26 protein-coding genes and 1 pseudogene are annotated in these 23,436 nt (G+C 65.9%); 13 read left to right on the forward strand and 14 right to left on the reverse strand.

All coding sequences use genetic code 11. From position 1 onward, the window contains the following. Positions 1-37 precede the first annotated feature (37 nt). From OG921_RS09850 to OG921_RS09875, 6 genes are all read left to right on the forward strand, one after another. The gene (locus OG921_RS09850) at positions 38-442 is read left to right on the forward strand and encodes a nuclear transport factor 2 family protein (RefSeq protein WP_266112202.1); all 405 of its coding nucleotides are present in this window, start codon (positions 38-40) and stop codon (positions 440-442) included. After that, positions 439-1,320 carry a dioxygenase gene (locus OG921_RS09855; RefSeq protein WP_266112203.1) on the forward strand — a complete coding sequence of 294 codons (882 nt, stop codon included), beginning with the start codon at positions 439-441 and terminating at the stop codon, positions 1,318-1,320. The genes OG921_RS09850 and OG921_RS09855 overlap by 4 nt, the downstream gene beginning before the upstream one ends. Continuing rightward, on the forward strand, positions 1,320-2,387 hold the full coding sequence (locus OG921_RS09860; protein ID WP_323182725.1) for a maleylacetate reductase: 1,068 nt from the start codon (positions 1,320-1,322) through the stop codon (positions 2,385-2,387). Before OG921_RS09855 ends, OG921_RS09860 begins: the two co-directional genes overlap by 1 nt. A gap of 1 nt (position 2,388) precedes the next feature. Further along, positions 2,389-3,480: a zinc-binding dehydrogenase gene (locus tag OG921_RS09865; protein ID WP_266112204.1), complete on the forward strand. Its 1,092-nt coding sequence runs from the start codon at positions 2,389-2,391 to the stop codon at positions 3,478-3,480. Further along, entirely contained in the window at positions 3,477-4,367 is an 891-nt protein-coding gene (locus OG921_RS09870) for a sugar phosphate isomerase/epimerase (RefSeq protein ID WP_266112205.1), read from the forward strand. The genes OG921_RS09865 and OG921_RS09870 overlap by 4 nt, the downstream gene beginning before the upstream one ends. A gap of 151 nt (positions 4,368-4,518) precedes the next feature. Further along, a complete protein-coding gene (locus OG921_RS09875) occupies positions 4,519-5,316 on the forward strand; it encodes an SDR family NAD(P)-dependent oxidoreductase (protein WP_266112206.1) in 798 nt (265 codons plus the stop codon). Here the strand turns inward: OG921_RS09875 and OG921_RS09880 are convergent. Together OG921_RS09880 and OG921_RS09885 are read right to left on the reverse strand one after the other, a co-directional pair. Beyond that, positions 5,277-5,807, reverse strand: a complete 531-nt coding sequence (locus tag OG921_RS09880; protein WP_266112207.1) for a hypothetical protein — start codon at positions 5,805-5,807, stop codon at positions 5,277-5,279. The genes OG921_RS09875 and OG921_RS09880 overlap by 40 nt on opposite strands. Before the next feature lie 114 nt (positions 5,808-5,921). Beyond that, entirely contained in the window at positions 5,922-6,398 is a 477-nt protein-coding gene (locus OG921_RS09885) for a DUF2231 domain-containing protein (RefSeq protein ID WP_266112208.1), read from the reverse strand. Between the two features lie 712 nt (positions 6,399-7,110). Between OG921_RS09885 and OG921_RS09890 the strand changes: the two genes are divergently transcribed. Beyond that, positions 7,111-8,115, forward strand: a complete 1,005-nt coding sequence (locus tag OG921_RS09890; protein WP_266112209.1) for an alpha/beta hydrolase family protein — start codon at positions 7,111-7,113, stop codon at positions 8,113-8,115. Between the two features lie 306 nt (positions 8,116-8,421). Here OG921_RS09890 and OG921_RS09895 read toward each other — a convergent pair whose 3' ends face one another. Genes OG921_RS09895 through OG921_RS09905 form a run of 3 tightly spaced genes read right to left on the reverse strand, consistent with a single transcriptional unit; the run spans position 8,422 to position 10,828 of the window. After that, positions 8,422-8,790 (reverse strand): DsrE family protein, encoded by a 369-nt coding sequence (locus tag OG921_RS09895; protein ID WP_266112210.1) that lies wholly within the window; start codon positions 8,788-8,790, stop codon positions 8,422-8,424. Beyond that, complete coding sequence (locus OG921_RS09900; protein ID WP_266112211.1) at positions 8,790-9,218, reverse strand: nuclear transport factor 2 family protein; 429 nt, start codon at positions 9,216-9,218, stop codon at positions 8,790-8,792. The genes OG921_RS09895 and OG921_RS09900 overlap by 1 nt, the downstream gene beginning before the upstream one ends. A 29-nt stretch (positions 9,219-9,247) precedes the next feature. Further along, positions 9,248-10,828 (reverse strand): HD domain-containing phosphohydrolase, encoded by a 1,581-nt coding sequence (locus tag OG921_RS09905; RefSeq protein ID WP_266112212.1) that lies wholly within the window; start codon positions 10,826-10,828, stop codon positions 9,248-9,250. A 1,301-nt stretch (positions 10,829-12,129) separates the two neighbouring features. Between OG921_RS09905 and OG921_RS09910 the strand changes: the two genes are divergently transcribed. Beyond that, a complete protein-coding gene (locus OG921_RS09910; RefSeq protein WP_266112213.1) occupies positions 12,130-12,480 on the forward strand; it encodes a hypothetical protein in 351 nt (116 codons plus the stop codon). 230 nt (positions 12,481-12,710) lie between these two features. On the opposite strand, the gene OG921_RS09915 is transcribed toward OG921_RS09910, so the two are convergent. Both OG921_RS09915 and OG921_RS09920 read right to left on the reverse strand, forming a co-directional pair. Next, positions 12,711-13,148: a DoxX family protein gene (locus OG921_RS09915; RefSeq protein ID WP_266112214.1), complete on the reverse strand. Its 438-nt coding sequence runs from the start codon at positions 13,146-13,148 to the stop codon at positions 12,711-12,713. A gap of 72 nt (positions 13,149-13,220) precedes the next feature. Beyond that, positions 13,221-13,796, reverse strand: a complete 576-nt coding sequence (locus OG921_RS09920; RefSeq protein WP_266112215.1) for an NADPH-dependent F420 reductase — start codon at positions 13,794-13,796, stop codon at positions 13,221-13,223. A gap of 89 nt (positions 13,797-13,885) precedes the next feature. On the opposite strand from OG921_RS09920, the gene OG921_RS09925 reads away from it, so the two are divergent. Continuing rightward, the gene (locus OG921_RS09925; protein ID WP_266112216.1) at positions 13,886-14,377 is read left to right on the forward strand and encodes a MarR family winged helix-turn-helix transcriptional regulator; all 492 of its coding nucleotides are present in this window, start codon (positions 13,886-13,888) and stop codon (positions 14,375-14,377) included. A gap of 22 nt (positions 14,378-14,399) precedes the next feature. Here the strand turns inward: OG921_RS09925 and OG921_RS09930 are convergent, their stop codons facing one another. After that, positions 14,400-15,335, reverse strand: coding sequence for an AraC family transcriptional regulator (locus OG921_RS09930; protein WP_266112217.1), 936 nt, complete (start codon positions 15,333-15,335; stop codon positions 14,400-14,402). A 126-nt stretch (positions 15,336-15,461) separates the two neighbouring features. Here OG921_RS09930 and OG921_RS09935 point away from each other — a divergent pair, with 126 nt between their 5' ends. Further along, positions 15,462-16,016 carry a DUF1772 domain-containing protein gene (locus OG921_RS09935; protein WP_266112218.1) on the forward strand — a complete coding sequence of 185 codons (555 nt, stop codon included), beginning with the start codon at positions 15,462-15,464 and terminating at the stop codon, positions 16,014-16,016. A gap of 19 nt (positions 16,017-16,035) precedes the next feature. On the opposite strand, the gene OG921_RS09940 is transcribed toward OG921_RS09935, so the two are convergent. Together OG921_RS09940 and OG921_RS09945 are read right to left on the reverse strand one after the other, a co-directional pair. Continuing rightward, on the reverse strand, positions 16,036-17,232 hold the full coding sequence (locus OG921_RS09940) for an acyl-CoA dehydrogenase family protein (RefSeq protein WP_266112219.1): 1,197 nt from the start codon (positions 17,230-17,232) through the stop codon (positions 16,036-16,038). 49 nt (positions 17,233-17,281) lie between these two features. After that, positions 17,282-18,865 carry a rhodanese-like domain-containing protein gene (locus tag OG921_RS09945; protein ID WP_266112220.1) on the reverse strand — a complete coding sequence of 528 codons (1,584 nt, stop codon included), beginning with the start codon at positions 18,863-18,865 and terminating at the stop codon, positions 17,282-17,284. Positions 18,866-19,168: 303 nt separating this feature from the next. On the opposite strand from OG921_RS09945, the gene OG921_RS09950 reads away from it, so the two are divergent. Then, the gene (locus OG921_RS09950) at positions 19,169-19,651 is read left to right on the forward strand and encodes a hypothetical protein (RefSeq protein WP_266112221.1); all 483 of its coding nucleotides are present in this window, start codon (positions 19,169-19,171) and stop codon (positions 19,649-19,651) included. A 188-nt stretch (positions 19,652-19,839) separates the two neighbouring features. On the opposite strand, the gene OG921_RS09955 is transcribed toward OG921_RS09950, so the two are convergent. The 4 genes and pseudogenes from OG921_RS09955 to OG921_RS09970 form a co-directional block, all read right to left on the reverse strand. Then, complete coding sequence (locus OG921_RS09955) at positions 19,840-20,316, reverse strand: hypothetical protein (RefSeq protein WP_266112222.1); 477 nt, start codon at positions 20,314-20,316, stop codon at positions 19,840-19,842. Positions 20,317-20,412: 96 nt separating this feature from the next. Further along, positions 20,413-20,547 (reverse strand): annotated as a pseudogene (locus OG921_RS09960) (amidohydrolase); the annotation flags it as partial. Beyond that, positions 20,540-21,427 (reverse strand): SDR family oxidoreductase, encoded by an 888-nt coding sequence (locus tag OG921_RS09965; protein WP_266112223.1) that lies wholly within the window; start codon positions 21,425-21,427, stop codon positions 20,540-20,542. The pseudogene OG921_RS09960 and the gene OG921_RS09965, both read right to left, overlap by 8 nt. Next, positions 21,424-21,879 carry a nuclear transport factor 2 family protein gene (locus OG921_RS09970; protein WP_266112224.1) on the reverse strand — a complete coding sequence of 152 codons (456 nt, stop codon included), beginning with the start codon at positions 21,877-21,879 and terminating at the stop codon, positions 21,424-21,426. The genes OG921_RS09965 and OG921_RS09970 overlap by 4 nt, the downstream gene beginning before the upstream one ends. A 71-nt stretch (positions 21,880-21,950) precedes the next feature. Between OG921_RS09970 and OG921_RS09975 the strand changes: the two genes are divergently transcribed. Beyond that, on the forward strand, positions 21,951-22,595 hold the full coding sequence (locus OG921_RS09975; protein ID WP_266112225.1) for a TetR/AcrR family transcriptional regulator: 645 nt from the start codon (positions 21,951-21,953) through the stop codon (positions 22,593-22,595). Between the two features lie 178 nt (positions 22,596-22,773). Further along, positions 22,774-23,340: a hypothetical protein gene (locus OG921_RS09980; protein ID WP_266112226.1), complete on the forward strand. Its 567-nt coding sequence runs from the start codon at positions 22,774-22,776 to the stop codon at positions 23,338-23,340. Positions 23,341-23,436 lie beyond the last annotated feature (96 nt).

The following is a 23,436-nucleotide window of genomic DNA, read 5'->3' on the forward strand; positions in this document are numbered from 1 at the left end:
ACCGCCCGGCATGCCGTTTCGACAGGAGAACAGAGACATGAGCAACACCATCACCAACCGCGGCACCGACTACGACAGCCTGGTCGCCAGCGAGGACGCGCGGTATGCGGCCGCGCTGGCGGCGGACGCCGACGCCTTCCGCCGGATCGCCCATCGGGATCTGACGTATGCCCACTCCGACGGAAGCCGAGACACCCTCGACGAGTACCTGGCCAAACTGACCAGCCGCACTCTGGACTACCACACCATCGATCATCCGATCACCGATGTGGTGATCACCGGAGACACCGCCGTCGTGATCGGGCGAATGCGATCGGAACTGACCGTCGCAGGGCGGGACAAGACGATCGACAACACCTGCATCGCAGTGTGGGTCCGAAACGATGACCGGTGGCTGTTGCTCGCATATCAACCCACGCCGCGTATCGGAGATACGAAATGACCACCGAGATGCTGGGTCCTGCCGCACTCGCACAAGAAGTCGTCGCCAGCTTCGAGGAAACCGCAGACCCACGGCTCAAGGAAATCCTGCACAGCCTCACCCGGCATCTGCACGATTTCGTCGGGGAAGTGGGTCTGACGTTCGAGGAGTGGGAGACCGCCATCGATTTTCTCACCCGCACCGGCCACAAGTGCGACGACGTCCGCCAGGAGTTCATCCTGCTATCGGACGTGTTGGGGGTGTCGATGTTGGTGGAAACGCTCAACGGCATCGAGACACCCGACGCCACCGACTCGACGGTCCTCGGGCCGTTCCATATGGTGGACTCGCCGACACGTGTTCTCGGCGCGAACATCTCACCGTCGAGTGTCGGCCGGACATGCGTGGTCCACGGAACCGTCCGCGACGAGCAGGGGCAGGCGGTACCGCACGCAGTGGTCGACGTGTGGCAGGCCGATGCCCATGGTTTCTACGACGTGCAGCAACCCGACACCAAGCCGCAGGGTGACGGGCGTGGACTGTTCACTGCCGACGAGCACGGCCGCTTCTACTTCCAGTCGATCGTCCCGGCCCACTATCCGATACCCACCGACGGGCCCGTGGGTGAGCTCCTGTCGGCCACCGGCCGCCACGCCTACCGCCCAGCGCATATCCACTTCATCGTCGCCGCACCAGGTTTCCGGGAACTGATCACGCACATCTTCGTCAACGACAGCGAATACCTGGATTGCGATGCGGTGTTCGCGGTCAAGCAGTCGCTCATTCGTGATTTTGTTCCGCGCGCCGCCGGCACCGCCAATCCGTGCGGGGTGAAGGAGCCGTTCGTGGAGGCGCAGATCGACATCAGCTTGCACAAGGAAGGCGGTGACGAAAGCTGATGCACAACTTCGTCTATGAAGCACTACCGATGCGGGTCCGCTTCGGTGACCACGCCCTCGAACAGCTCCCCGAGGAACTCGAGGCACTCGGCGGCACGAACGCCGTGGTGCTGACCACCCCCGAACAGGCAGAGCTCGGCGAGCACGTCAACAGCATCCTCGGCGCCGCGGGGCGAGGGGTGTATCCCCGTGCTGCGATGCATGTGCCGCTGTCCACGGCGCACGCTGCCCGCGACCACGTCGCCGAGGTAGGCGCCGACACCGTGATATCTGTGGGCGGCGGATCGACGACCGGCCTCGGGAAAGCCATAGCGCTGCATAGCGATATCCCCATCATCGCGGTACCGACCACATATGCCGGATCCGAGATGACCCCCATCTGGGGTGTCACCGACCAGTCGGTCAAACGCACCGGCCGCGATCCCCGCGTCCTGCCTCGCGCCGTGATCTACGACCCGACCTTGACCGTCGGGCTGCCGGTCAAGGTGTCGGTGACCAGCGGACTGAACGCGGTGGCTCACGCCGTCGAGGGGCTCTACGCACCGGACGCATCACCGATCATTTCCCTGATGGCCGCGGAAGGGATCACCAAGATGCTCAGCGCATTACCGGCCATCACCACCGAGCCCACCTCGTCCGACGGGCGCTCGGATGCGCTGTATGCGGCATGGCTGTGCGGCGCCGTGTTGGGTGCCACCACCATGGGCCTGCACCACAAGCTGTGCCACATTCTCGGGGGAACCTTCGATCTCCCACATGCAGACACCCACGCGATCGTGTTGCCGTATGTGATGGCGTTCAACTTGCGCGCCACACCGACTGCGCGAGCAGTCCTCCAGCGAGCCACTGGATCAGCCACACCGGCGACCAGTGTGCGCAACCTCGGGCTGCAACTCGGCATCCCTGCCTCGCTGGCCGAGATCGGAATGCCCGACGACGGTCTCTCCGAAGTGATCCGGCAAGCCGTCGACGCGCCCTACAGCAATCCGCGGACGGTCACCGAAACAGATCTGACCGATCTGCTGACGGCCGCCTACACGGGATCGGATCCCGATGAGGAGTACTGAGATGAGCACGATCGAACGCCCACGCGAGGAGCAGACCGCCGCAGTGACGCTCAGCGTCGACAGCGTCGAGGGAACGGTGACCCCGTTCGTGCACAAGCGGGCACCGGCACCAATGGGGTCTGCCGACATCACGGTGCGACTGGCGTTCGTCGGTATCTGCGGTACCGATGCCGAAATCCTGCATGGCCGCATGCCCGACACTTTCCACATCAACTATCCGCACTCACTCGGTCACGAGTGGTCCGGAGTGGTCGAGGCCGTCGGTCGCGACGTCACCGCGTTCCGGCCCGGTGATCGGATCCTCGGGCACGGACATCTCGGCGGCAACGACTGGTTCGGCGTAACCCACGACGGCGCCGCGGCCGAAGTGTTCACCGTGCCGGCCTCGCTGTGCTTCCACGTACCCGACAACACGACACTGCTCAGCGCCGCGGTGATCGAGCCGTTCGCCTGTGTATTGCAGGCGTTGACCACCGCGGGCGGGGTCAGTGCCGCCGACACCGTGCACATCCACGGACTTGGCGCGATCGGTCTCAACGCACTCATGCAGTGCCGCCACGCCGGTGCACAGGTGATCGTCTTCGATCCCAGCCCGGTACGCCGGCAGCGAGCGCGCGACCTGGGCGCCGCGGGCGCTCTGGACCCGCTGACCGGCGAAATCTCCGACCTCGCCACCACCATCGACGGCCGCCCGCACGCCGACCTCGTCATCGAGGCGTCCGGCAACCCGCTAGCACAGGCCAATGCACTCGAAGGCGCCGGCGCGGGAGGCCGAGTGTTGCTCATGGGGGTGTCCCGCCCCCAGGCGGTACCTGCCCGGCTTGGCCTGATCCAGGAGCGCGACCTCGTGGTGCGCACCTCGGTCGGTGCGCCGGCGCCAATCTGGCCCGCCGCCATTCGCTACGTCCGCAACAGCGGCATCGACCTGTCAGCGATCGTGTCGCGCGTCTTCCCCCTGTCGCAAGGCGTCGAAGCGCTGGCGGCAGCGCAAGACTCGACGTCACAGGTGAAAGTGATGCTCGCCCCCGACGATTCCACCACCTCATTCGACAAGCCGTCGACACCACCCGGTAAAGGAGAACCGAAACCGTGACCATCAACAAGAATATTCTCGCGACCTGCTGGACCTGGGCCGGTGACGCCGCCCCCGCGCGCGGAGACGAAACCAGCCCGGTCGAGATCGGCCACCGCATCGAAGCCGTCGCGGCCGCCGGCTGGCAGGGAGTTGGCATCGTGCACGCCGACCTCGCCAAGATCCGATCCGAAATCGGCCTGGAAAAACTCAGCGAGATGCTCGAGGCGAACGGCATCACGATCGTCGAGCTGGAGTTCATCACCAACTGGTGGACCGACGGCGAAATGAAACGAGAGTCCGACCGCGTCCGCGACGAATTGCTCGACGCTGCAGCCATCCTCGGCGCACGCACCATCAAGACCGGTGCGGAACTGCAGTCCTTCGGCGCCGACACCGGCACCGTGTCGCTGGACGTGTTCGCCGAAAAGTTCGACCACCTCGCGACCACCGCTGGCACTCACGGCGTGCGCGTCGCGCTGGAACCCATGCCCATGTCGAACATCAAGACCATCGAAGCCGGCGCCGACTTCGTCACGACCGTCGGCAACCCGTACGGTGGACTCGTCGTCGACACCTGGCACGTCGCCCGCGGCGGAACCGACTACGCCCGCCTACCAGAAATCCTCCCGATGGAACACGTGTTCGTCGCCGAACTCGACGACGCCCCAGCCGAACCCGTCGGCACGCTGTGGGACGACACCTGTGATCGCCGGCAAAACCCCGGCGAAGGCGACCTCGACACCGTGCGGTTCGTCGAAGAAATGGTCCGAGCAGGCTGGACCGGGCACTGGGGAGTGGAGATCATCGCCGAGACCCAACGCCAACTGCCGATCGACGAGGCCGTCGAACGCACCGCGACAGCGACGCGCGCCGTCCTCGACCGCGCCGAACAGAACCTCGCCTGACAGCCGACATCACCGCCGGCGGCACCCACAAGCAGCCCGCCAACCGCTGCCCAGCGGTGTGGGCGATCACCACAGACGGTTGGAACTGCTTGCCTACCAACCGACCCCAACCAACCGACCGCCAGACCGACGCACGAAAGGCAGAACTTCGATGAACACCGGACTCGACGGCAAAGTCGTCGCCATCACCGGCGCGGCCTCCGGTATCGGCGCCGCCAGCGCCCGCGCATTCGCAGCCGAAGGCGCCAAACTCGCCCTCGTCGACCGTGACGAAGCGGGGCTGAAAGCGCTCGCCGACGAACTCTCCGCGACCACAATCAGCTACGCGGTGGCCGATTTGAGCATCCTGCACGGCGTGACGACCGGACTCGATGAAGCGCTCGCCGCCCACGACGGGCACGTCGACGTGCTGTTCAACAACGTCGGAGCAGGTAGCCTCGGGCTGTTCGACACGTTGACCGACCAAGACTGGATCGACACGCTGCAGTTGAACTTCCTCAGCCAGGTGCGTGCGGCCACCCACCTGCTGCCCCGGATGCGCGCCGCGAAATCCGGCGTCATCGTCAACAACGCCTCCGACCTGGGCCGCCAACCGATCGTTGGTGGGCCCGACTATGCCGCGTCAAAAGCTGCGATCCTGTCGTTCACTACCTCGCTGGCCAAGTCCGAAGGCCCCTATATACGGGTTAATGCGGTCGCCGCCGGCGCGACCATGTCGCCGATGTGGTCGATGCCCGGCGGACTTGCCGACACCTTCGCCGCAATTCATGGAGTTCCCCGCGAAGAATCCATCGAAGCCGAGATGAAGGCCCGCAATCTTCCGCTGGCCCGCATCGGCCAACCGCACGAAGTGGCCAACGTAGTCGTGTTCCTCGCCTCCGACCTCGCCTCCTACGTCACCTCCAGCGTCTACGGTGTCGACGGCGGCTCCATCGGCAGCATAGTTTGAGGCGAGGCCCGAACTCGCTTCGCGTTCGGCGCGGCCGAAGTCGAGGTGCGGCAGGGCTTTTCGCTGCGCGCAGGGCAGCCATCCGAGCACCAACCACACCAGATGGTCCGGCTTCGATCAACCGGGTTCGACTGCACTTTCTGGTCTTCCGCAACTCGGCCGGCGGTGGCTCGCCGCAGTTGTGGTGAGGCGGCGCGGCGCAGCTCGGCGGTGGAATCATCGCTAGTGCGGACGGTTTGGGCGACGAACTGCGGGTCGGTAACGATCCGGTAGGTGTCGGTGAGGGTCATGGTCCGGGTGAGCGCGACGATCGCGGCGTGCTGTGCGATGACGGGTTCGTCGGCTCGGGTCTCGAGCAGAGCGAGGGTACGGGGATCGGTGAACAGGTCGGCGTGGTTGCGGGCGTATTCGTAGGACGCGTTCCACGACGGGGTTTCGATCCACTCGACCAGTTGTGTTGCGTGGCAGAACGTTTCGGCGAGGCGCTGCAACGCGTCCGAGGGCGAGCTGGATGCGGGACGCGGCGAGCCCCGCCTGTGACACGTGCGTCGAATTACAGTCGAGAGCCAGAATGCCAACACTGACGGTCCTGCATTCCGATAGGGCTACTTGGCCGAGTCGGTGCTGGTGATGACGTCGCTCCATGTCGCGCGCGAACCGGATTCGCCGATTCGGTAGACCTGGACGATGGTTCCCGTTGCCACGGCGAGCGCCAGGACGGCGACGATCAGCGTGAGCGCACGCGACGGGCCCTTTTGCCGTTCACGAAGATGGATCGCGGTGACGGCGAGTGCGGCCACGAGCAGGGCGAGGGAGAAGTAGATCATGGTGTCGCCCAGAGCTGTATGGGTGTGAATGGCGGCCGAGCGACCGGTGTGCTTCTCGAGCCATTCCCCGGCGTCGGTGGTCAGCGGGGTCAAGACTGTGGTCACGACGGCCAGCACGAGTGTGGGCCAGACGAGTCGACGTCGGGCGGCGGGCCACACGCTGCACAGGACGACCAGGATGGCTGTGAGTGGAGCAAGGACCACGATGAAGTGCACGAGGAGTACGTGGGCGGGCAGGCCGTTGACAGTGGACATGGCGCCAGTATTCGGACGCCCGCTGAGAAAACGCTGAGTCCCAGGGACGCCGAGAGCCCGAGCGAGCCGATCGCGCCGGCGGTGTGCGGCGGCGGGAGCAGCCAGTCATGTTCGAATCACGGGTCGGACCGCGGTCCGGCCGGATGTGACGTCGACCGGCTGTCGGGGTGGTGTGGCGGTTCTGTGCCGACGACTGGGTAAGGGTTACCCGTGGGGGAGGACTTCCGCTACGTCCCGGCGGCGACCTCGAGTACGCACGCCTGGCGGTGATCATTGGCCTGCGGCGGCACGTGCTCTGCCGGGCACTGGACTCCTTGCGGGCCTGGCGTTGGCCCGGCCCGAATGGAACCAGGCTGAGCATTTCGCACTCCGGGGAGCGATCCCTGAATCGAGACCGTTGTCGATTCCGGGCCGGTGCACCGCGCACGAACGCCTTGACCCGAGCGGCGTTTCGGGTTTGTTCAACCTGGGTACTGTCCGACCGATCCTGGGTACTGTCCGACCACAGCCAACTGCCGGTGTTATGGGCGTGCTGGGTGTGAATTCGGTCGATTAGGGAGGCGGTGAGTAGCGCGGGAGACTGCTCGTGAGTTGGAGTCACTCCGGCTGCGGATGTCGTCGCGGGCGACGCCACTGCGTGTGCATCCCGAGCACCGCACGCACGGCATCTCAGACCACGTGAAGGCAGGCACGAGCAGATTGGAACTACTCCATGGTTCGCACACTCGGCACCTCGATTCGATCCGCCGCCAGGGCAATAGCGCTCGCGGTGGCCGTGACGGGCACGATCGTCGTCTCGCCGACCGTCGCCCACGCCGCGCCATGGTCGTCGATCACCGGTGTAAGGCACCTCGGGGGCCAGCAGTACGCGCTCTCGGTGTACTCGGCTGCGATGAATCATGAGATACCGCTGTGGGTTTCACGCGCGGCCGACACCTCGTCGGCACACCCCGTGCTGTATCTGCTCAACGGGGTCGACGGCGGCGCCGACGGCGCGGCCTGGACCGGCCGAACCGATGTCGCCAACTTCTTTGCCGGCAAAAACGTCGACGTCGTCGTCCCATTGACCGGGCGGGCCAGCTTCTACACCGACTGGGAAAACGACGATCCGATCCTCGGGCGCAACCAGTGGGCGACGTTCCTTACCCGTGAGCTACCACCGCTGCTGAACGCGCAATTCCACACCACCGGGCGCACCGGCGTCGTCGGTGTGTCGATGTCGGCCGGCTCGGCCCTCGATCTGGCGATCCACGCGCCCGGCGTTTTCCAGGCCGTCGGCGCCTTCAGCGGCTGCACCAGAACCAGCGACCCGGCCGGCCAGGCCTACGTCTATTCACAAGTGGCGACGTTCGGCGGCAACGCGACCAACATGTGGGGCCTGCCCGGTGATCCGGCGTGGGCTGAGCACGACCCCACCCTGCACGCAGACCGACTCCGCGGCACCGCCGTCTATCTCGCTGCCGGTACCGGCCAGCCCGGACCTTACGAAAGCCTCGCAGCCCCCGACGGTGCCGGCGCCGCCCTGAACCGAGCCGTGATCGGCGGCCCGATGGAAGCGGTCGTGCGGCAGTGCACCCAAGTCCTTGTCGACAGCGTCCGCGCCGCGGGCGTGCCCGCGACCTTTGCATTGTCTCCGGTCGGCACCCATGCATGGCCGTATTGGCAGGACGACCTGCACGCCGCGTGGCCGACGCTAGGCGCGGCAATCGGCGCATGAGCGACCACCGGGTTCGGCCTCGCACGCGGTGCATCGGGTGACACCGGGGCTCTGCAGCGATGGGGGCGAGGGGCGACGTGATGGGCTCGGTGATAGTCGTCAGCCGATTCCAGGATGGCCCGATCGGCGAAGACTTCGCGATCACCGCCGGCCTCGAACTCATCGGTCAGCTCGGGCCTCGGCCGGTGTTGGCGCTGGTCCCAAAACTTGCGGCCCTTCTGAGCCACAGGTGAACGCAACCATGCCGATGATTCGCACCCGACGCGCAGCCGAGTGGTCTGTGTCGGTGGCTCTGGTCGACAGCTGTCAGTAGCTGAAGGTCACTGCGGGTCCGTCGCCGATCCACTCCCACAGCTGTACCGTCCCGCCCAGGCCGGCGTTGAGAACCAGGTGGTCCGCGTCGAGTTGTTTCGCGTGAAAGCAGATCGGGCACACCAGCATCTCACCTCCTGCCGCCGCGTAGCGCGCCATCAGATCCGGTATTGAGGGGCACCCTTCGCACGCGACGCCGACGGCGACACCGGACTGGACCAGCCGCACCGCCTCCTTTGTCATGAACATCAGGGTCGGGCGCCCCTGCTCTGCGGCCCCGACCGCGACGAGCAGCGCGACGGTCACCTTTTCGGGATCCTCGAGCCCGGTCGTGAGGCTGATCGCGGCCTTGTTCAGGGCCATCACGCCACCTCCTTCGCCGACTCGGATTGGAAGCCGGAGCAGAGCAGATCGAGCGACACGATCCGGTCCTCGCCGCGGGTGAACACGTGCTGCTCGGCGATCCGCGCCCCCGAGTCGGCCGAGTGCATCCGGATCCGCCAGCGCAGATACATCCGCTGGCCCACTTGGCCGATCGACGCGTCGAGGATTTCGAAGTCGTCGTCGCCGCCGAACCAGGTGTTCAGGCGGTTCACCACCTCATCGGCCCCGGTGGTGGCGAGCGGACCGTGCGGCAGCAGCGCCCGAAAAGCGACGTCCGGGTCGAGGCTGGCGGTGAGTGCGGCGAAGTCGCGGCGCGAGAACGCGGCAAGGAAGTCTCCCGCGATCGACCATCCCATTGTGTGCCCGGCATCCGAGATGCCCTTGGGGCTGAGCGAATTGGTAGTCATGACCTAGTTCTACGGCGTCCGGCGGCCGGTCACATCGGTCGTTCACCCGATCTTTCCTCGGGTGGCTCAGGGCCGACGAGCCCGTGCCGCATCGCGAACATGGCCGCCGCGCCGCGGGTGGCGACGCCGGTCTTGGCGAAGATGTGCTCGATATGACTGCCCGCGGTGCGACGGCTGATATGCAGGTGCGCGGCGATCTGCCGGTTCGACCAGCCGCGCACGAGCAGCGCCAGTACCTCGACCTCGCGGGCCGTCAGCCCGGCAACCTGCGTGGATCGGCGACCGACATGGTGCCCGGCGGCGCCGAGCACGGCGCGCACCGCGTCCGCGTCGAGCCGTCCGGCCGCGACCTCGCCCTGCAGCAGCGCCTTGCGCTCGGGCCATGTCAACGCCGGCCGGTGCGGGCGGTCCTCGCCCGCAGCCTGGTACACGTCGGCGGCGGCGAGCAGCCGGCCCGACATCGGGATCGCCGAGCCCGCCAGCCCGCGCGGGTAGCCGGAGCCGTCCATCCGCTCGTAGCACATCCCCGCGATCATCGCGATCTCCGCCAGCCGGGGTTGGCGGCAGAGGATCCGTTCGGTGAGATACGGGACCGTACGCACGCGTTCCCGTTCGAACGCCGAAAGTGGTCCAGGCTTGTCCCAGATGCCGGTGGAAACGCCGACCCGGCCGATTCGGCAGATCAGCGCGGCGCGGGAAAGCATCGTCAAGTCGGCGGTGGGCAGGCCGGCGGCGTGCCCGGCCGCGGTGGCGAGCGCGGCGGCCGCGCGGGATTGACCGAGGAACCACGGCGACTTCAGGTCGGCGTAGTCCGCGAGCACCTCCAGAACGCTGGTGAGTTCGGGCTCGGGCAGTTCCCGGTCCAGCACGGCGCATCCGTCGATCACGGACGTCCACGTGTCGACGCTGTCGATCCCGTCGAAAATCGCCTCGGCGTGCGCACAACACAGCTCGACCAGTGTCGGGTCCAGTTCACCGCCCCGGCGGTCGCGGAGGAGGGTGACCGCGGCGGTGACGCCGCCGACACGGTGGGCCGGCTCGGCCTCGTTGGCCAGTTGCACCACCCGCATCGCGAGGTCGATCTGCCCCCCCTGCAGCGCGCCCGGTACGCCGCGACCGTCCCAGCGCTCGAACGCCTGCGGCAACGCGGCGCGCACCTCCGCACCGACCCCGAGCCGCTCGGCGATGATCCCGGCCGTCTGGCAATGCCCGAGGAACAGCGCTTGCGCTTCGCGCACACCGGTCGCCAGAAAGCGGCCGATCATCGTCAACCGGCGTAGCGGTGGCTCACCGGCGGCGACGTTTTCGAGCAGGAAGCGCAACATCGGTGTGCCGATCCGGTCCAGTCGATAGCTGTCCGCCCGAAGTTGCGTGTCGTCACCGAACCAATGCGCAAGCTCGTGCGAGTCGGCGATACAACCCACCCAGGCGAGCAGCGACACGTAGAACGTCGCCGCCCGCATGTGGTCGGTCATGCCCGCGGCGGCGGCGACCCGGTCCGCGATGATGGTCTGCCGCAACACGTGCTCCTCGGGCAGACCCAGGCCTAGGTCGGTGGCCAGCGCCAGTGAAGCCACGAGCTCCGACAGGCGCACCGGCGGCGACGGCATGGACGGCACACCCAAGAATACGCCTGAGGACTATGGACGGGCATCCAGCCATCTGTATGCGTGGCCATAGACAATGCTGAACGTCGGCGGCGCTCGACGACAAAGGCAGCGCTGGTAGTCGAGGTGTTCCCACTGCTGGCCGAGGCCACGAGGCTGCAGGTGTTTCGGGCGCGGGGGATCGGGCCCCGTCGGTCGACGATCTCGGACAGCACATCGGAACACCCCGTACCGTCTGTGTCGCACCACCTTTGCGTCGTGGGCATCTGGTCTGGGATCGAGTTCGGTGATGACGACGAAGTGGACCCGAACTCCGGTTCGTTGCGGGTACTCCCGTTCGATCCGGGAAGCGGACGCCTGATCATCACCGGCTACGAATGGTGGCCGGATCAGTCGGCGCGTGTTGATCGTCGTCGCCAATGTGAGCCTTCTTGGAGCTGACGTGCTGGCCTGATCGGGTTCGGAGGGTGTCGTGGGCCGGCTCGGTGGTCGGCGAACGGTGATGCGCGCGACGCGGTCGGGCCGCGCCGGATCCATGGTCCCGGTAGATCTTTCGATACTCGACTGGGCTGGGTGCGTTGCTGTAGAGGCGTAGCCGCGTGCGGCCGGGCGTGGGGGTGACGCTGCCCGCGATCGACCACAAGCGCAGGCGCATTCGTTGGGTTCCCACGGCGCGCGGGATCGGTTGGCGCGAAGGTGGTTCGGTGTGCGTCCCGTCGAGTCGCGGTACGGATTGCACGTCAGCAGGTCCGGGACGGCGATCCGGACCGTATCGATTCGCCCGCGCTGCGACGCAGGGCGGTTGCCCAGTCCGCGACAAACTGCGCGATGAGATCGGACTCGATGACTTCCGCATCGGCGTCGGTAGTTCCGGGCCACGCCACGAGCAGGCTCCCGGCTATCGGTGACAGAGGTATCTGCCGCACCAGCGCCCGTCCGGCTGCGTCACCGAGGGATCGCTGGCCTTAAACCATCCCGTGCGGAAGAATCCGGCACACCTGTCGGGCAGTTCATGTAAGTCTTAAGTGGCCTGCGAGGCGATCGCGACCGCATCGTCACCGGGCTGTTGAGCAGGGGTCGTGCTGCACATTGCCCGATTTCTTGTCAGATCAGAGAGGTGAGCAACGATGGCGGCAACTCGCAACCTTTTGATGGCCGCAGCCGCGACGGCGATGTTGGCCGTCGCGGGTTGTAGCGACGGCGGTGGTGATTCGTCAGGCACGGCGACCCCCGTGTCCCCATCAACAACTGCACCGACAACGACTGGCAAGTCGTCGGGTGTGCTGGCGCCGACGGAGCCGGGGGTGTCGAAGACATACAACGTCGAGGCACTGATTCTGTCCGTGGAAGACGCCGAGTCCGACTACGGGCCGGTGACGGTATTCAGCATTCAGTTGGTCAACAACAGCGACGCGGTGTTCGAAGGCTCCAACTTCCCTACCCCGACGCTGGTTTACGGGCCGGCGGGCACACCGGCGGAGAACACGGTGTCGCTCAGCGAGGGCTTTGGTGGGGGCGTGCAGGGGTCCATTCCACCGGGCGCGCGGCAAACCATCAAGTACGCGTACAAGGTGCCCAAGAGCGAGTTGAACCCGGCGGTGTTCACCATCGGGTCGCTGGTGTGGCAGGGCAACTTTGCCACATTCCAGCGTTGAGACGACTTCCGAGAATCGGCGCCGATGAATGTCGCAGAGTGAGTCTCGCTGCCGTTCGTCGCCGCCCAGCCGCAGCGCACAGCGCAGTCGGTCGTCCCCGCCGCGGCACCAACCGACCGCGTCGGTCGCAAGAACGTGACAGGACCGACGGCAACGCAACGAGATTGCCGCGAACGGGCAGTGCGCCGAGGTCGTTGTAGCAGGTGTGCGGCAGGCCCGCGCACGTCGAGTCAGATGTCCACGCGCTGGGCTGTTCGGCGGCGACTGATGAGCAGCTGGTCGACGCTGTAGCGACCCGCGCCGATGATAACCAGCAGCAGTGCGGCTGCGCCGAGTACGAGGACGAGTTCGTAGCCACCCTCGGCGACGAAGATTCCGGCGCCGGCGTGGACGAAAACGAAGGCCCCGATCATGTCGATCAGGAGGAGCAGCCCGGCGAGGGGGACGGCGAGTCCGAGGATGAGGGCGGCGCCGCCCGCGAGCTCGATCACGGCCGCGAACCAGGCGGACGCCGATGCGGCGGGCACACCGGACTGGTCGAAAAACGAGGCGGTGCCGTCGATGCCGTTGGTGAACAGCTTCTGCCATCCGTGCGCGAAGAACACGATGCCGATGGCGACGCGGGCAATCAGGACTGCGAGGTCACGGGCGGGAGCGGGAATGGTCATGGGAGGTCCTGTCATTGGGTTGGGGGAGGGTGTGGGGACGCGCTCTGACGGGACGAGGAATTGTGTCGATCGTCAGGCGACGACGGCGAATCCGCCGGTCCACGCAATCTTTTCGCCGGCGGCCAGGCTTATCTGCAGGAAGCCGAGCGCTTCGAGTTCGCGGGCCCGCCGCAGCGAGCCGGCGTCGAGAGCCCGCAGACCGGCGGTGGTGAGGATCGACGCGAGCAGTGTCTTGGCGTCGGTATCGTCACCGGCGATCAGCACCGTCGTCGGATTCGCGCCGACCGTGCCGGTGGACAAGGTGGTGGCGAAGGTGGTGTTGAACGCCTTGACGACGCGCGACTGCGGTAGCGCCGCAGCGATCTCGGCAGCGGCGGAACCGTCGGCCGGTACGACCAGGGAGTCGAAGGTGTCGAAGTCGACCGGGTTGGAAATGTCGACGACGACCTTGCCGGCGAATTGCGCTGCGCGCTCGGCGAGGATGTCGGCGACCGCGCCGTAAGGGACCGCCAAGACGACGACGTCGCCGGTGAGCGGTGTATCCGCGTCGGCGCGCCCGAGCAGGTCGACGGTGTTGCCGCCCTTGCCGAGGACGGCGGCGATGGCCTGGCCCATGTTGCCGGTGCCGATGATGCTCACGTGTGCCATGGTGGTGCTCCTGGATAATATAGTTTTTTCTTGAACTGACATTGGCGATGGTAGTTTTAGATACAACTATTTTGCAAGAGGAGGTGACCATGCCCACTCAGTGGCTGGCACGGCCGCAGCTGCGCGCCTGGATCCGACTCGTCGCGGTGCTCGAGTTGCTCCCGGGAGTGTTGGACACGCAGCTGCGTCGAGATGCCGACCTGATCGAATTCGAGTACTACGTGCTGGCGATGTTGTCCGAGGCGCCCGATCGGACGCTGCGGATGACCGAGCTGGCGCGACAGACGAACGCCACCCTGCCTCGGCTCTCGAACGTGGTGCACCGCCTCGAAGGGCGGGACCTCGTCGAGCGCGAGCGCTGCCCCGAGGACGGCCGAGCGACCAATGCCCGGCTCACCGAAACGGGGTGGAACAAGGTGGCGCAAGCAGCGCCCGGCCATGTGGCCAACGTGCGGAAACACGTCATCGACGCGCTCACCGACGAACAGGTCGACCAACTCGCCGAAATCTGTGGCGCGATCCTGGCCAACCTCGATCCCGCCAGGACGATGGCGGCGACTTACACCCGATACGACGAATAGTCCGTGCGCTTGTCTCGGGCCATTAGCCGGCCAGCCTACGATGCTCGCGCGGACTCACCCCGCGCACCCGCTTGAACGCCGCACTGAGCGCAAACCCGTTGCTGTAACCCACCTTTCGCGCCACCGAGTCGACGGTGGAGTCCGGCTCGTGCAGCAGGTCCGCCGCGAGGGCCAGTCGCCAGCCGGTGAGATAGGACATCGGCGGTTCCCCGACCATCTCGGTGAAGCGCCGGGCCAGTGCCGCTCGGGAGACGCCGGATTGGGCGGCCAGCGAGGCAACCGTCCATGCCTGCGCCGGGTTGTTGTGGATCAGCCGCAGGGCGCGGCCCGTCACCGGGTCGCTGTTCGCCCGGTACCAGCCCGGCGCCTCGCCCTCCGGCCGGGCGAACCAGGACCGCAGCACCGCGATAAGCAGCAGATCCAGCAGCCGGTCCAGCACCGCTTCCTGCCCGGGCTCGTCCTTGACGATCTCGTCCGCGAGCAATGGGATCAGCGGACAGTCCCAATCCTGCGCCCGCAGCACCGCCAGCGTCGGCAACGCACTGAGCATCCGGCGGCTCACCGCACCGGCCATCTGGTAGGTGCCGGTGAGCATGGTCGTCTCGCCGTGCGGGGAATTGCCCCAGGTGCGCACGCCCAGGCTCATCTCCTGGGCCAGGTCCGCGCCGTAAATCGTCGTGCATCGCTGTCCGGGGTGGATGATCACCTGCGCGGGCGTGTCCGGGTCGTCGGCCACCAGGTACGGCGTGGGGCCGAGGGCGACCGCCACGTCGCCCGGTTGCAGGTGTTCGGCGCCGCGGCCGTCCGGGCGGATCCACGCGCTGCCGGTCACGATCGCCACGACGGTGAGCGGCGCTTCGTCCTGGATCCGCATCGACCACGGCGCATCCATGATCGAGCGCAGCAGAAAGGCGCCCTGCGCGCGGGGACCGTTGAGCAGGCTGACCAGCGCATCCATGTCTGGGACACTACCCCCAAAAAATAGACGCTTGCGTATGTGAATGAGCAGCTGGACTATGTTTCGTCTCGCGCGGACGGGCTTGACTGGAGTCGAAGAATCCACCGCCGAAAGCGAGGAGCTGCCATGTCGGCGCTGCGTACCGGTTCCCTGATCGGAGCCATCGTCACCATGGGACTGACCGCGGGTTTGTTCTGGGCATTCGCGTACTCGGTGATGAACGCGCTTGCGAGCGTGGACGACCGAACGTTCGTGGACGTGTTCAACAAGATAAATATTGCGATCCTCAACCCGTGGTTCGCGTTCTGTTTCGGCGGCGGATTGGTGTTCGCGATCATCGCGGCCCTCACCCACCTCGGCGCGGACCACCGGACGGTGCTGCTATGGGTTGCGGTTGCCGGAGCGTTCTATGTTGTCGCCCTTGCTATCACGATGGGGATCAACGTCCCGTTGAACGATCGCCTTGCCCGGGTCGACCCGACCGAGAGTGCGGCAACGCTCGCCGCGGCCCGGCAGGATTTCGAAAGCAGTTGGGTGCGGTGGAACATCGTCCGCGCAGGGGTGCACACCGCGGCGTTCGGGGTGATGTGCTGGGCGTTGTACCAGGCCGGGCGTCACACTGCTGACCTGACGGCAGTTGGCGTGTCCGGCCACGTCGCGGCGACGGCCGATCTGGGCTGAGCCAGGGTCATGCGCACCCTCAGAAAAAGCCCTGATTGGGGAGCGGTGTTCCGTTGACGTGGTAATTGCCCACTGCGACGGCTTTGAGAGTTTTGGGGTTGTGTGCGGCGATCGTTCGGATGTTGCGCCAATGCCGGTCGAGGTGAGCGCTGCGGTGGGTGAGGGATCCTCCGCCGACGTCGAATATCTCAGAGGCCGCACGGTTGGCGAGTTCGTCGATGACGACCTTTGCTTTGGCGTTGAGCAGCGACGCCCGCAACGACAGTTCGTCCTCCTCGGGTGTGCCGTGTGCCGCGTATGCCTCCTGCAGCGCCGCGGCCGCTGCGCCGACCATCGCCTCGGCGGCAAATGCCTGACTGGCCAGCAGTCCGACGCTGTAATGCAGGATCGGATCGTCGGCTGGAACTTCGGCGGTGGCGTGATAAAAAGCCCGCTTCTTGTTCCGGACCTGATCGACGGCGTCGGAGGTGACGCGACGCAGGATCCCGGCGATCATCGCACTGAGCTGGATGTGAAAGAACGTGCTGGGGTACCTCGGCGTCACCGGGGCCGGAACATAGTCGCCGGGGTAGACCGCAACGTTGTCGAAAGTGGTTGTGCCACTGGCCGTGAAGCGTTGACCGAAACCATCCCAGTCATTGTGCCGAACCAGGCCGTCGCGGTCTGTCGGAATGATCAACCGAGCTTTCGATCCGTCGACATCGGTGGCCCCGACGGTCAGCCAATCCATATACAGGGCACCGGTGGTGTAGTGCTTGGTCCCGTTCAGGCGCAGCCCTTCCGGCGTCTCGGTGATCGCGGTGGAAAACGATTCGGCGATGGCCCCCGCCTTGCTTTCCGGCTCGGCCGCGACGCCGCCGATGAGGTCGCCGCGCGCGACCAAATCGAGCCAGCGTTGGTCCTCCGGCCGGTCGGCCAAGAGCAGGCTCTCCACAATCCCGAAATGGCTACGCAAGATATGTGCCACATTGCTGTCCGCCGCGGACAACTCGATGAACACCTCATACAGCTCGACCAGGGTGGCGCCACCGCCGCCATGCTCGACCGGCAGTCGCAACGCGCCCAGCCGGGCACGTTTCACTGCATCGATCACCTTGAAGGGCAATTCATCTCGCTCGTCACGCCCGATCGCACCGGCACCGATGTCGGCAATCAAATCCCGCAACTTCGGTGACCCGACAGTGACCGCATCGGCCGCCTCGGCAAGATCGGTCATCCCAACTCCTCTTGGTCGAAGTTCACACGCGAATCGCGCTCGCGGCGAACTAACTGGTTGCGCTGGAGGGAAGGTCGAGCTTCGACGACGCGATCTGCTCGAAGTCGAAATGCGGATCACCGGCCGTATCGTCGAGCAGGGACAGCTCCCATTCGAAATATGCTGCGTACCAACGGTCGCGATCGGGCCCGAATGGCGGCGGGCCGGTGTGGTCCTCGATACCGGCGGCGTAGCGGGGTGCCTCCGTGGTCAGGGAGTCCGCCACCGCGTCGATCCCACCGGAGAGCACCGCGATGTTTCCCGGGCCGGCCGCCGCGGCGTACTCGGGCGCGTACGTCTCATCACCGACGAGGACCACCGTTGCATCGGGTGCCCCCTCGACTATCTGCGGAATATGTTCGCGGCGAGCATGAATGGATTCTGCAATGTGTCCGGCGGCATAGCGCGTAGACGAACGTAGATCGAGGATCCGGACGTCCCTGCCTGCGGACCGCCACGCTGCGATATCCGCGACGGTGACATGCGCAACCTCGGGAATCGGGAATCTTCCCTCGGCGCGTCGGACCTCTGCTTCTGACGCAGCAACCACGGTGATCGGACCGGAATGCAAGTAGCGCAACCACTGCACGGTGCTGGCTGCACGGACGAACTCGCCGGTGTCGACCAGGACGATGTGGGCACCGTGGACAGCAACATGCTCATCGATGGTCTGGACGAGTTGCCCGCCGGGAACAGAGATCGCAGCGTCGAGATGTCCTTGGCGGAATTCGGCGGGGGACCGTACGTCGAAGACGTATGTCGTCACCGAACGATTGTCCAGCTGGTGCCGCACCTCTTCGGCGCCGACGATACGGGCGCCGGCCTGTGCCAGAGTGCTCTCGACCCAATCGACGAGCTCGGCCGAGACCTGCTGTGGAGCATCGAGATCCGCTCCGCGCCCGAATGCCAGCGGGCGCCCTGATTGTTCCCAGGCCGGTGTCCCGTTGTACAAGGAGAAGACCTGATTGGGTATGCCGGTATTGATCAGCGACTGAGCGCCGACGATGCCGCGCGTACGGCCCGCGCAATTGATGACGACCTTGGTGTGCGGGGTGGTGACGACCTGCCCGGCGCGGTAGTCGATTTCGGCACCGCCACCGGTGTTGTATCCGCCCGGGATGTGGTGGTGGAGATATTCGCCGGAGGGGCGGCTGTCGAGAATGACGATGTCTTCCTCGTTGTCGAGCCAAGACTGGACGGTGTCGCTGTCGACGGTCGGGGTGGCGAATGTGTGCTCGATCCACTCGCCGAGGGTCTTGCTCCGAACATTGGTTCCCGTATACGTGCGGCCACCGGCAGCCGTCCAACCCCGGATCCCGTCGTCCACGACGCGAACGTCGGTATAGCCCAACTGCTCGAGGATTGCGGCGCCGACCTCGTCGAGGTCTGGGGTTCCGGCCAACACGATGGTGGTGTCCAGATGGGGGACGAGTTCGGAGATACGTTGTTCGAGATCATGATACGGAACCCCCGTGCTGACAGCTATCTGGCCGGTGGTCCGCTCGAGTGGACTGCGGAGATCCAGGATGGCGAGCTCGGTCCGAGGGGTGGAGTCGAGCGCGAGCAACGTGTGGCCGGCGATGTGCGTGGGCATGTGGCTCCTGAACGAGGAATGTGGGCGCTCCCGGTCGGTGCGGGGTCGGAGCGACTGTCACGCGAGGTGACACAGATACGTCTAGACGATGACTCGTGGACGCCAGATGAATCCAGGTTTGCGATCGTGGTGATTCGAGGAGCTGTCCCGAGACCGCCTTTCGATCACCGAGATTCGAAGTTGCCGATAACGCGCCGGGGGATTGCGTCGAGGCGATTCCAACCAGTGCTGTCCGCTCCCGACGCACCTAATCTCTGGGCATCCAACGGTGGTCGTGCGACGAGGACCCAGAAGGGAAGAACAATGACAACTTTCACGTATCGGGCGACACGAATCGGGCGTCTGTACGAGGGGGATCCCCTCCCTGTGGTCGTCGAGGCAACCACGTACTACCCGGCAGGGGCCATTACGTTCGGGGTCGAAGGACGTGCTCTGTACGCGGACGGTGACGAGGCGCCGTGGGCGGGCGGTCCGACACTGCATGTCTTCGAGACCGAAACTGGTTCGGAACACTTGAGATTCGACGCCTTTCCGGGCGAGGAGCACTATCATTACCTCACCCCGGGCGTGCAGAATCACTGGGTCGGTTTCGATTCCGTCGCGGACGGCGAGTTCATCACATGGATCGCGGACCGGGTGCGCACCAAGCTTCCCGAGTTGCTCGCCGAGGCCGGTGCCACTGAACTCGCAGCGCGTATCGACCCGGTGTTGATCGACGAGGTCTTCGGTACCGTCGAAGTACACCTGCGCAGCCGCGGGTTACAGGTCGCAAAGACGGCACACTAGCCGCAGCGAGTCCGTCGATGGCACGGTCGGCGGCGCAGAGTTGGGTGATCCGAAAGCTCCTGACCGGAAAAAGTTGGCAACGGCCTGTTCGGCAAATCCTCGGTCGTCGGCCGACGGGCAGGCCCAGGTTTCCACGCAGCATCGTCGCCTCGTATTCGCGGCGAAAGATCTTTCGCCGCTACAACCGCCTACGCGAGATCGGACGGCGGAATGCGGCGGCGGCCTGCGCCCGGGATTCGATCGACGAAGCGACCGAGCCGCACGACGGTGTTGTCGAGCGGATCGACGATCTCGGTGAGTCGCTGCAGGGTGGGCAGGATCGCGACGAGTTCATCGATCCCGGTCGCCAGGTTCTCGGCGTGGGTGTGGATGCCCTGCGCCGCCGTGCTCAGGCCGGAAATCTCTTCGGCGATCTTGCCGGCGTTCCGGTCGATCCCCGCGGCGCTGGCACTGAGCACGGACAGATTGCCGGCGATGATCTCGGCCGCGTGCCTCAGTTCGGCCACGTCGTCCAACGCGGAGCCGGCCCGGTCGATCAGCGACGCCAATGCGACGGCGCGGCGCGCGGTTTGCCGCACGGTGGCTTCGGTCCAGCTGAGCACCCCGCCGAGCCCGGGCACGGCGCTGACGTCTACCTCTGGTGCCGAGTAGCCGAACAGCCGCATGGGATGGATTGTGCCCTACCCGCCGGTTGGCAGGCCGTACACCCGACGTGCAGTTTCACCGAAGAAATCGGCATGCCCATTCGAGGGCAAGTCGAGGTATCGGTGCGCGGCGTCGTAATAGTTCGGCAGCAAGGCCGTCAGCACGGGTTGGCGATTCGCGATCCACGGATAGACGAGGTCGGTCGAGTTGATGAAGTGCTGATGAGCATCGACGATGTCCACGTCACGCAGCGTATTTCACCCGGGCGAGAAGGTCGGCGAGTCGTGTCGTGGGCAGCCCCGGCACCCGGGCTCGTGCGGTGTCTCGCGGCAATGTCATGTCGGTGGTGTCCATGATGATGCCGAACTCGGCGAGGGTTGCCACTGTCGGTTTGATCGGACGCAGCACCGTCGAGACGACCCGAAGGACTGGAATTGCGACGTGCCTGATCCTCTCGTTTTGGCCTTGCAGGACAAGCAGTTTCCCCGCCACGTCGTTGAGCGTGAGGTTCTCTGGGCCACCGATCGCGAGTGTTTCCCCAACCAAGTCCGGCGCCCCGACTGTATGTGCGACGAGTGCCGCAACATCGTCTGCGCCAACGAAGTTGATCGGGTTGCGACCGCGACCGAACAGTGTCACCGAGCCCTTGGCGGTGATCATGTCGCCGAGCAGCCCGATCCACGTCTCCAGATACACAGTGGGTCGGATGATGGTCCACTCCAGGTCGCTGTGTATCAGGGCCTGCTCGGCCTGAAACTTGATGCGCCTGAGCGATAGCGGGCTGTCGGATGCGGCGCCCGTGGCCGATATCAGGACGAAACGGCGCGCCCCTGCGTCTATGGCGGCATTCACGAGGTTGCTGTTTCCGTCGAGATCGACGGCCTGTGCGCCCGCCGGGTCTGTACCGGCGAAGCCCTGCACGGCGGAGACAACCGCGGTGACGCCCTTCATGGCCGCGGCAACCGCCTCGGGATCACGGACGTCGCCAAGGTGGACCTCGACTCCCGGGCCGGTGAGATGGCCGGCCCGCGATGGAGCGCGCGTCAGAATCCGGACGGGTGTGCCACTTGTAGCGAGGGCGCGGACAATGCGCGTCCCGAGCGTGCCGGTGCCACCGGCCACGAGAATCATTGCGGCACAGCCTCTGTGTTTCCGGCCGGGGAACCGACGAGGCGGCGAACCGCGGCGTCGGCGTCGGCAGTGTCGGTTTCGACCGGCTCGAGGTAAAACCGAGCCGAGGCGGCTCGATCGCCCCGGACCTGCAGGATGATCACTCCCCGCATGAGGAACGGTTGGGCGTCGAGGCGGTGGCCGGCGAACTCCCATTCGCTCCACTCGGTCGCGCCCGTGACGACCGAATCGAGCACCTCGGTGCGGACATCGGGAACCGAGCGGAAGATCTCCTGCCAATTTCGCCGTACTTGCTCGGCCCCGGCGAACGAACGTGCCGGGTGTAACGGCCAGATGCTCTCGTAATCGCTGGTGAAGCAGTCCGTTAGCGCGTCGAGATCATGGTTGTTGGTCGCCTCGCGGATTCGCTCGACGACGGTGGGGGAGTCAGTGAGCGGCCGGTGCTCGTCCATTTCGCCCACCTCCAATCGGAAGGGGTAGTGGTACAGTCACCTGTAATAGATACAGGAGCATATATCGAATTATGGCCAGTGTAAAGACTCCCCGCCGCTATGACTCGACCCGACGACGCGAACTGGCAAGTCAGGGCCGGGAATTGATCCTGCGAGAGGCCCGGCGGATGTTCCTCGCCGAGGGCTATGCGGCAACGACGATCGGGTCGATCGCGGCGGCGTCGGGCGTCTCGGTGGAGACCGTTTACAAGTCCTTCGGCAACAAGACGGGACTCCTTCGCGCCATGGCCGAAGAGGCCATGGCCGGGCCCGGGCCCATCCCCACTATGCGACGATCCGACGAGATGGCGGCCCGCGAGACCGACCCGCACCGCATTGTCCGCAACTGGGCACAGTTCGCGTCCGAGGTCACCCCGCGGATCGGTCCGGTCATCCTGCTGATCCAATCTGTCGTCGGCACTTCGCCGGAGATCGCCGACCTTCGCGCCGAACTCGACGCCGATCGACTGGCTCGCATGGCGCACCAGGCGCGCTTCCTGCAGGAGCGGGGGTATCTGCGCCCCGACGTCACCGAGATTGAAGCTCGTGACGTCATGTGGGCGTACACCGATCCGGGCCTCTACGAGATGCTCGTCCTGCGCCAGAACTGGACGCTGTCGCGGTTCGAACGTTTCCTCGGCGACGCACTCGCGGCCGCGCTCCTCTCACCGAAGTAGGCGCGACTCATGCCCGCACGCCGCATGCGGCAGGGGCCGCAATCGCTATTCACTTCAGCAACAGGCTTCACATCCGTAACAATCACATGCTTAGCTTGCTGCAACCGCGCTGTCCGGTACGGCAACGCGCTGGGGTCGTGCGCGTTCGAGGGTGAAGTGAGACGGAAAGGTGCGGATCGTGGCTGAACGGACGGAGATCTTTCGTCGGGTTGTCGTGCCGGGATTGTTCACCGGGCTTGCTGTCGCAGTCGTGGAGTTGACGGGCGCAAGTGCGGCCGTTGCCCAACCTGCCGCCACGGACGTCCCCGTCGAGGTGCAGCAGCAACGAGATACCGGAGTAATCAATGGGGCGACCGGGGTCGGAACGACGGTGGGGTCGGGCGTAGGAAACGGAGTCGGTGCGGTCGTCGGCGCAGGAGTCGGTGGGGCCGGCGGATGCGCCGCTGCCGGTCTGCTCTCCGGCGTGACCCTGCCGATCGTCCCCGGCGTACCCATCCAGGTCGTCCCCGGGGTAACCATCCCGGGGATCCCTTCCGTACCGCTCCCGCCGGTCGACCGGTTGGTCTTCACCCCCAGCGCCTGCATCACGGGCGCCCTGGCCGGTGCCGGTGCCGGTGCGGGTTTGGGCGGCACCGTGGGCGGCCCGGTCGGCGGATTGGTCGGCACGGGTACCGGCGCGGCGGTGGGGTCCGGCATGGTGATGTTCAATCACTACCAGGCCGGGCAGCAGCCGGCACCGAACTGAGCCGACCAGGCAACGCAGAGTTGCTGCAGACCCTCCAACAGCGAGTCCTAGACTCGGACGATCGTCGGCGCGGCGATCGTTCCTCGACACGTGTGG

The sequence above is a fragment of the Aldersonia sp. NBC_00410 genome, from assembly GCF_026342035.1.
Taxonomy (GTDB): Bacteria; Actinomycetota; Actinomycetes; order Mycobacteriales; family Mycobacteriaceae; genus Aldersonia.

Coding starts and splice junctions, on each gene's coding strand:
- OG921_RS09900 (WP_266112211.1), bottom strand. CDS start 9,218: ATGACTACCAATTCGCTCAGCCCCAAGGGCATCTCGGATGCCGGGCAC.
- OG921_RS09865 (WP_266112204.1), top strand. CDS start 2,389: ATGAGCACGATCGAACGCCCACGCGAGGAGCAGACCGCCGCAGTGACG.
- OG921_RS09975 (WP_266112225.1), top strand. CDS start 21,951: ATGGCCAGTGTAAAGACTCCCCGCCGCTATGACTCGACCCGACGACGC.
- OG921_RS09935 (WP_266112218.1), top strand. CDS start 15,462: ATGTCGGCGCTGCGTACCGGTTCCCTGATCGGAGCCATCGTCACCATG.
- OG921_RS09945 (WP_266112220.1), bottom strand. CDS start 18,865: ATGCCCACGCACATCGCCGGCCACACGTTGCTCGCGCTCGACTCCACC.
- OG921_RS09860 (WP_323182725.1), top strand. CDS start 1,320: ATGCACAACTTCGTCTATGAAGCACTACCGATGCGGGTCCGCTTCGGT.
- OG921_RS09875 (WP_266112206.1), top strand. CDS start 4,519: ATGAACACCGGACTCGACGGCAAAGTCGTCGCCATCACCGGCGCGGCC.
- OG921_RS09970 (WP_266112224.1), bottom strand. CDS start 21,879: ATGGACGAGCACCGGCCGCTCACTGACTCCCCCACCGTCGTCGAGCGA.
- OG921_RS09965 (WP_266112223.1), bottom strand. CDS start 21,427: ATGATTCTCGTGGCCGGTGGCACCGGCACGCTCGGGACGCGCATTGTC.
- OG921_RS09940 (WP_266112219.1), bottom strand. CDS start 17,232: ATGACCGATCTTGCCGAGGCGGCCGATGCGGTCACTGTCGGGTCACCG.
- OG921_RS09850 (WP_266112202.1), top strand. CDS start 38: ATGAGCAACACCATCACCAACCGCGGCACCGACTACGACAGCCTGGTC.
- OG921_RS09905 (WP_266112212.1), bottom strand. CDS start 10,828: ATGCCGTCGCCGCCGGTGCGCCTGTCGGAGCTCGTGGCTTCACTGGCG.
- OG921_RS09920 (WP_266112215.1), bottom strand. CDS start 13,796: ATGGCACACGTGAGCATCATCGGCACCGGCAACATGGGCCAGGCCATC.
- OG921_RS09925 (WP_266112216.1), top strand. CDS start 13,886: ATGCCCACTCAGTGGCTGGCACGGCCGCAGCTGCGCGCCTGGATCCGA.
- OG921_RS09890 (WP_266112209.1), top strand. CDS start 7,111: ATGGTTCGCACACTCGGCACCTCGATTCGATCCGCCGCCAGGGCAATA.
- OG921_RS09930 (WP_266112217.1), bottom strand. CDS start 15,335: ATGGATGCGCTGGTCAGCCTGCTCAACGGTCCCCGCGCGCAGGGCGCC.
- OG921_RS09885 (WP_266112208.1), bottom strand. CDS start 6,398: ATGTCCACTGTCAACGGCCTGCCCGCCCACGTACTCCTCGTGCACTTC.
- OG921_RS09915 (WP_266112214.1), bottom strand. CDS start 13,148: ATGACCATTCCCGCTCCCGCCCGTGACCTCGCAGTCCTGATTGCCCGC.
- OG921_RS09895 (WP_266112210.1), bottom strand. CDS start 8,790: ATGGCCCTGAACAAGGCCGCGATCAGCCTCACGACCGGGCTCGAGGAT.
- OG921_RS09950 (WP_266112221.1), top strand. CDS start 19,169: ATGACAACTTTCACGTATCGGGCGACACGAATCGGGCGTCTGTACGAG.
- OG921_RS09955 (WP_266112222.1), bottom strand. CDS start 20,316: ATGCGGCTGTTCGGCTACTCGGCACCAGAGGTAGACGTCAGCGCCGTG.
- OG921_RS09855 (WP_266112203.1), top strand. CDS start 439: ATGACCACCGAGATGCTGGGTCCTGCCGCACTCGCACAAGAAGTCGTC.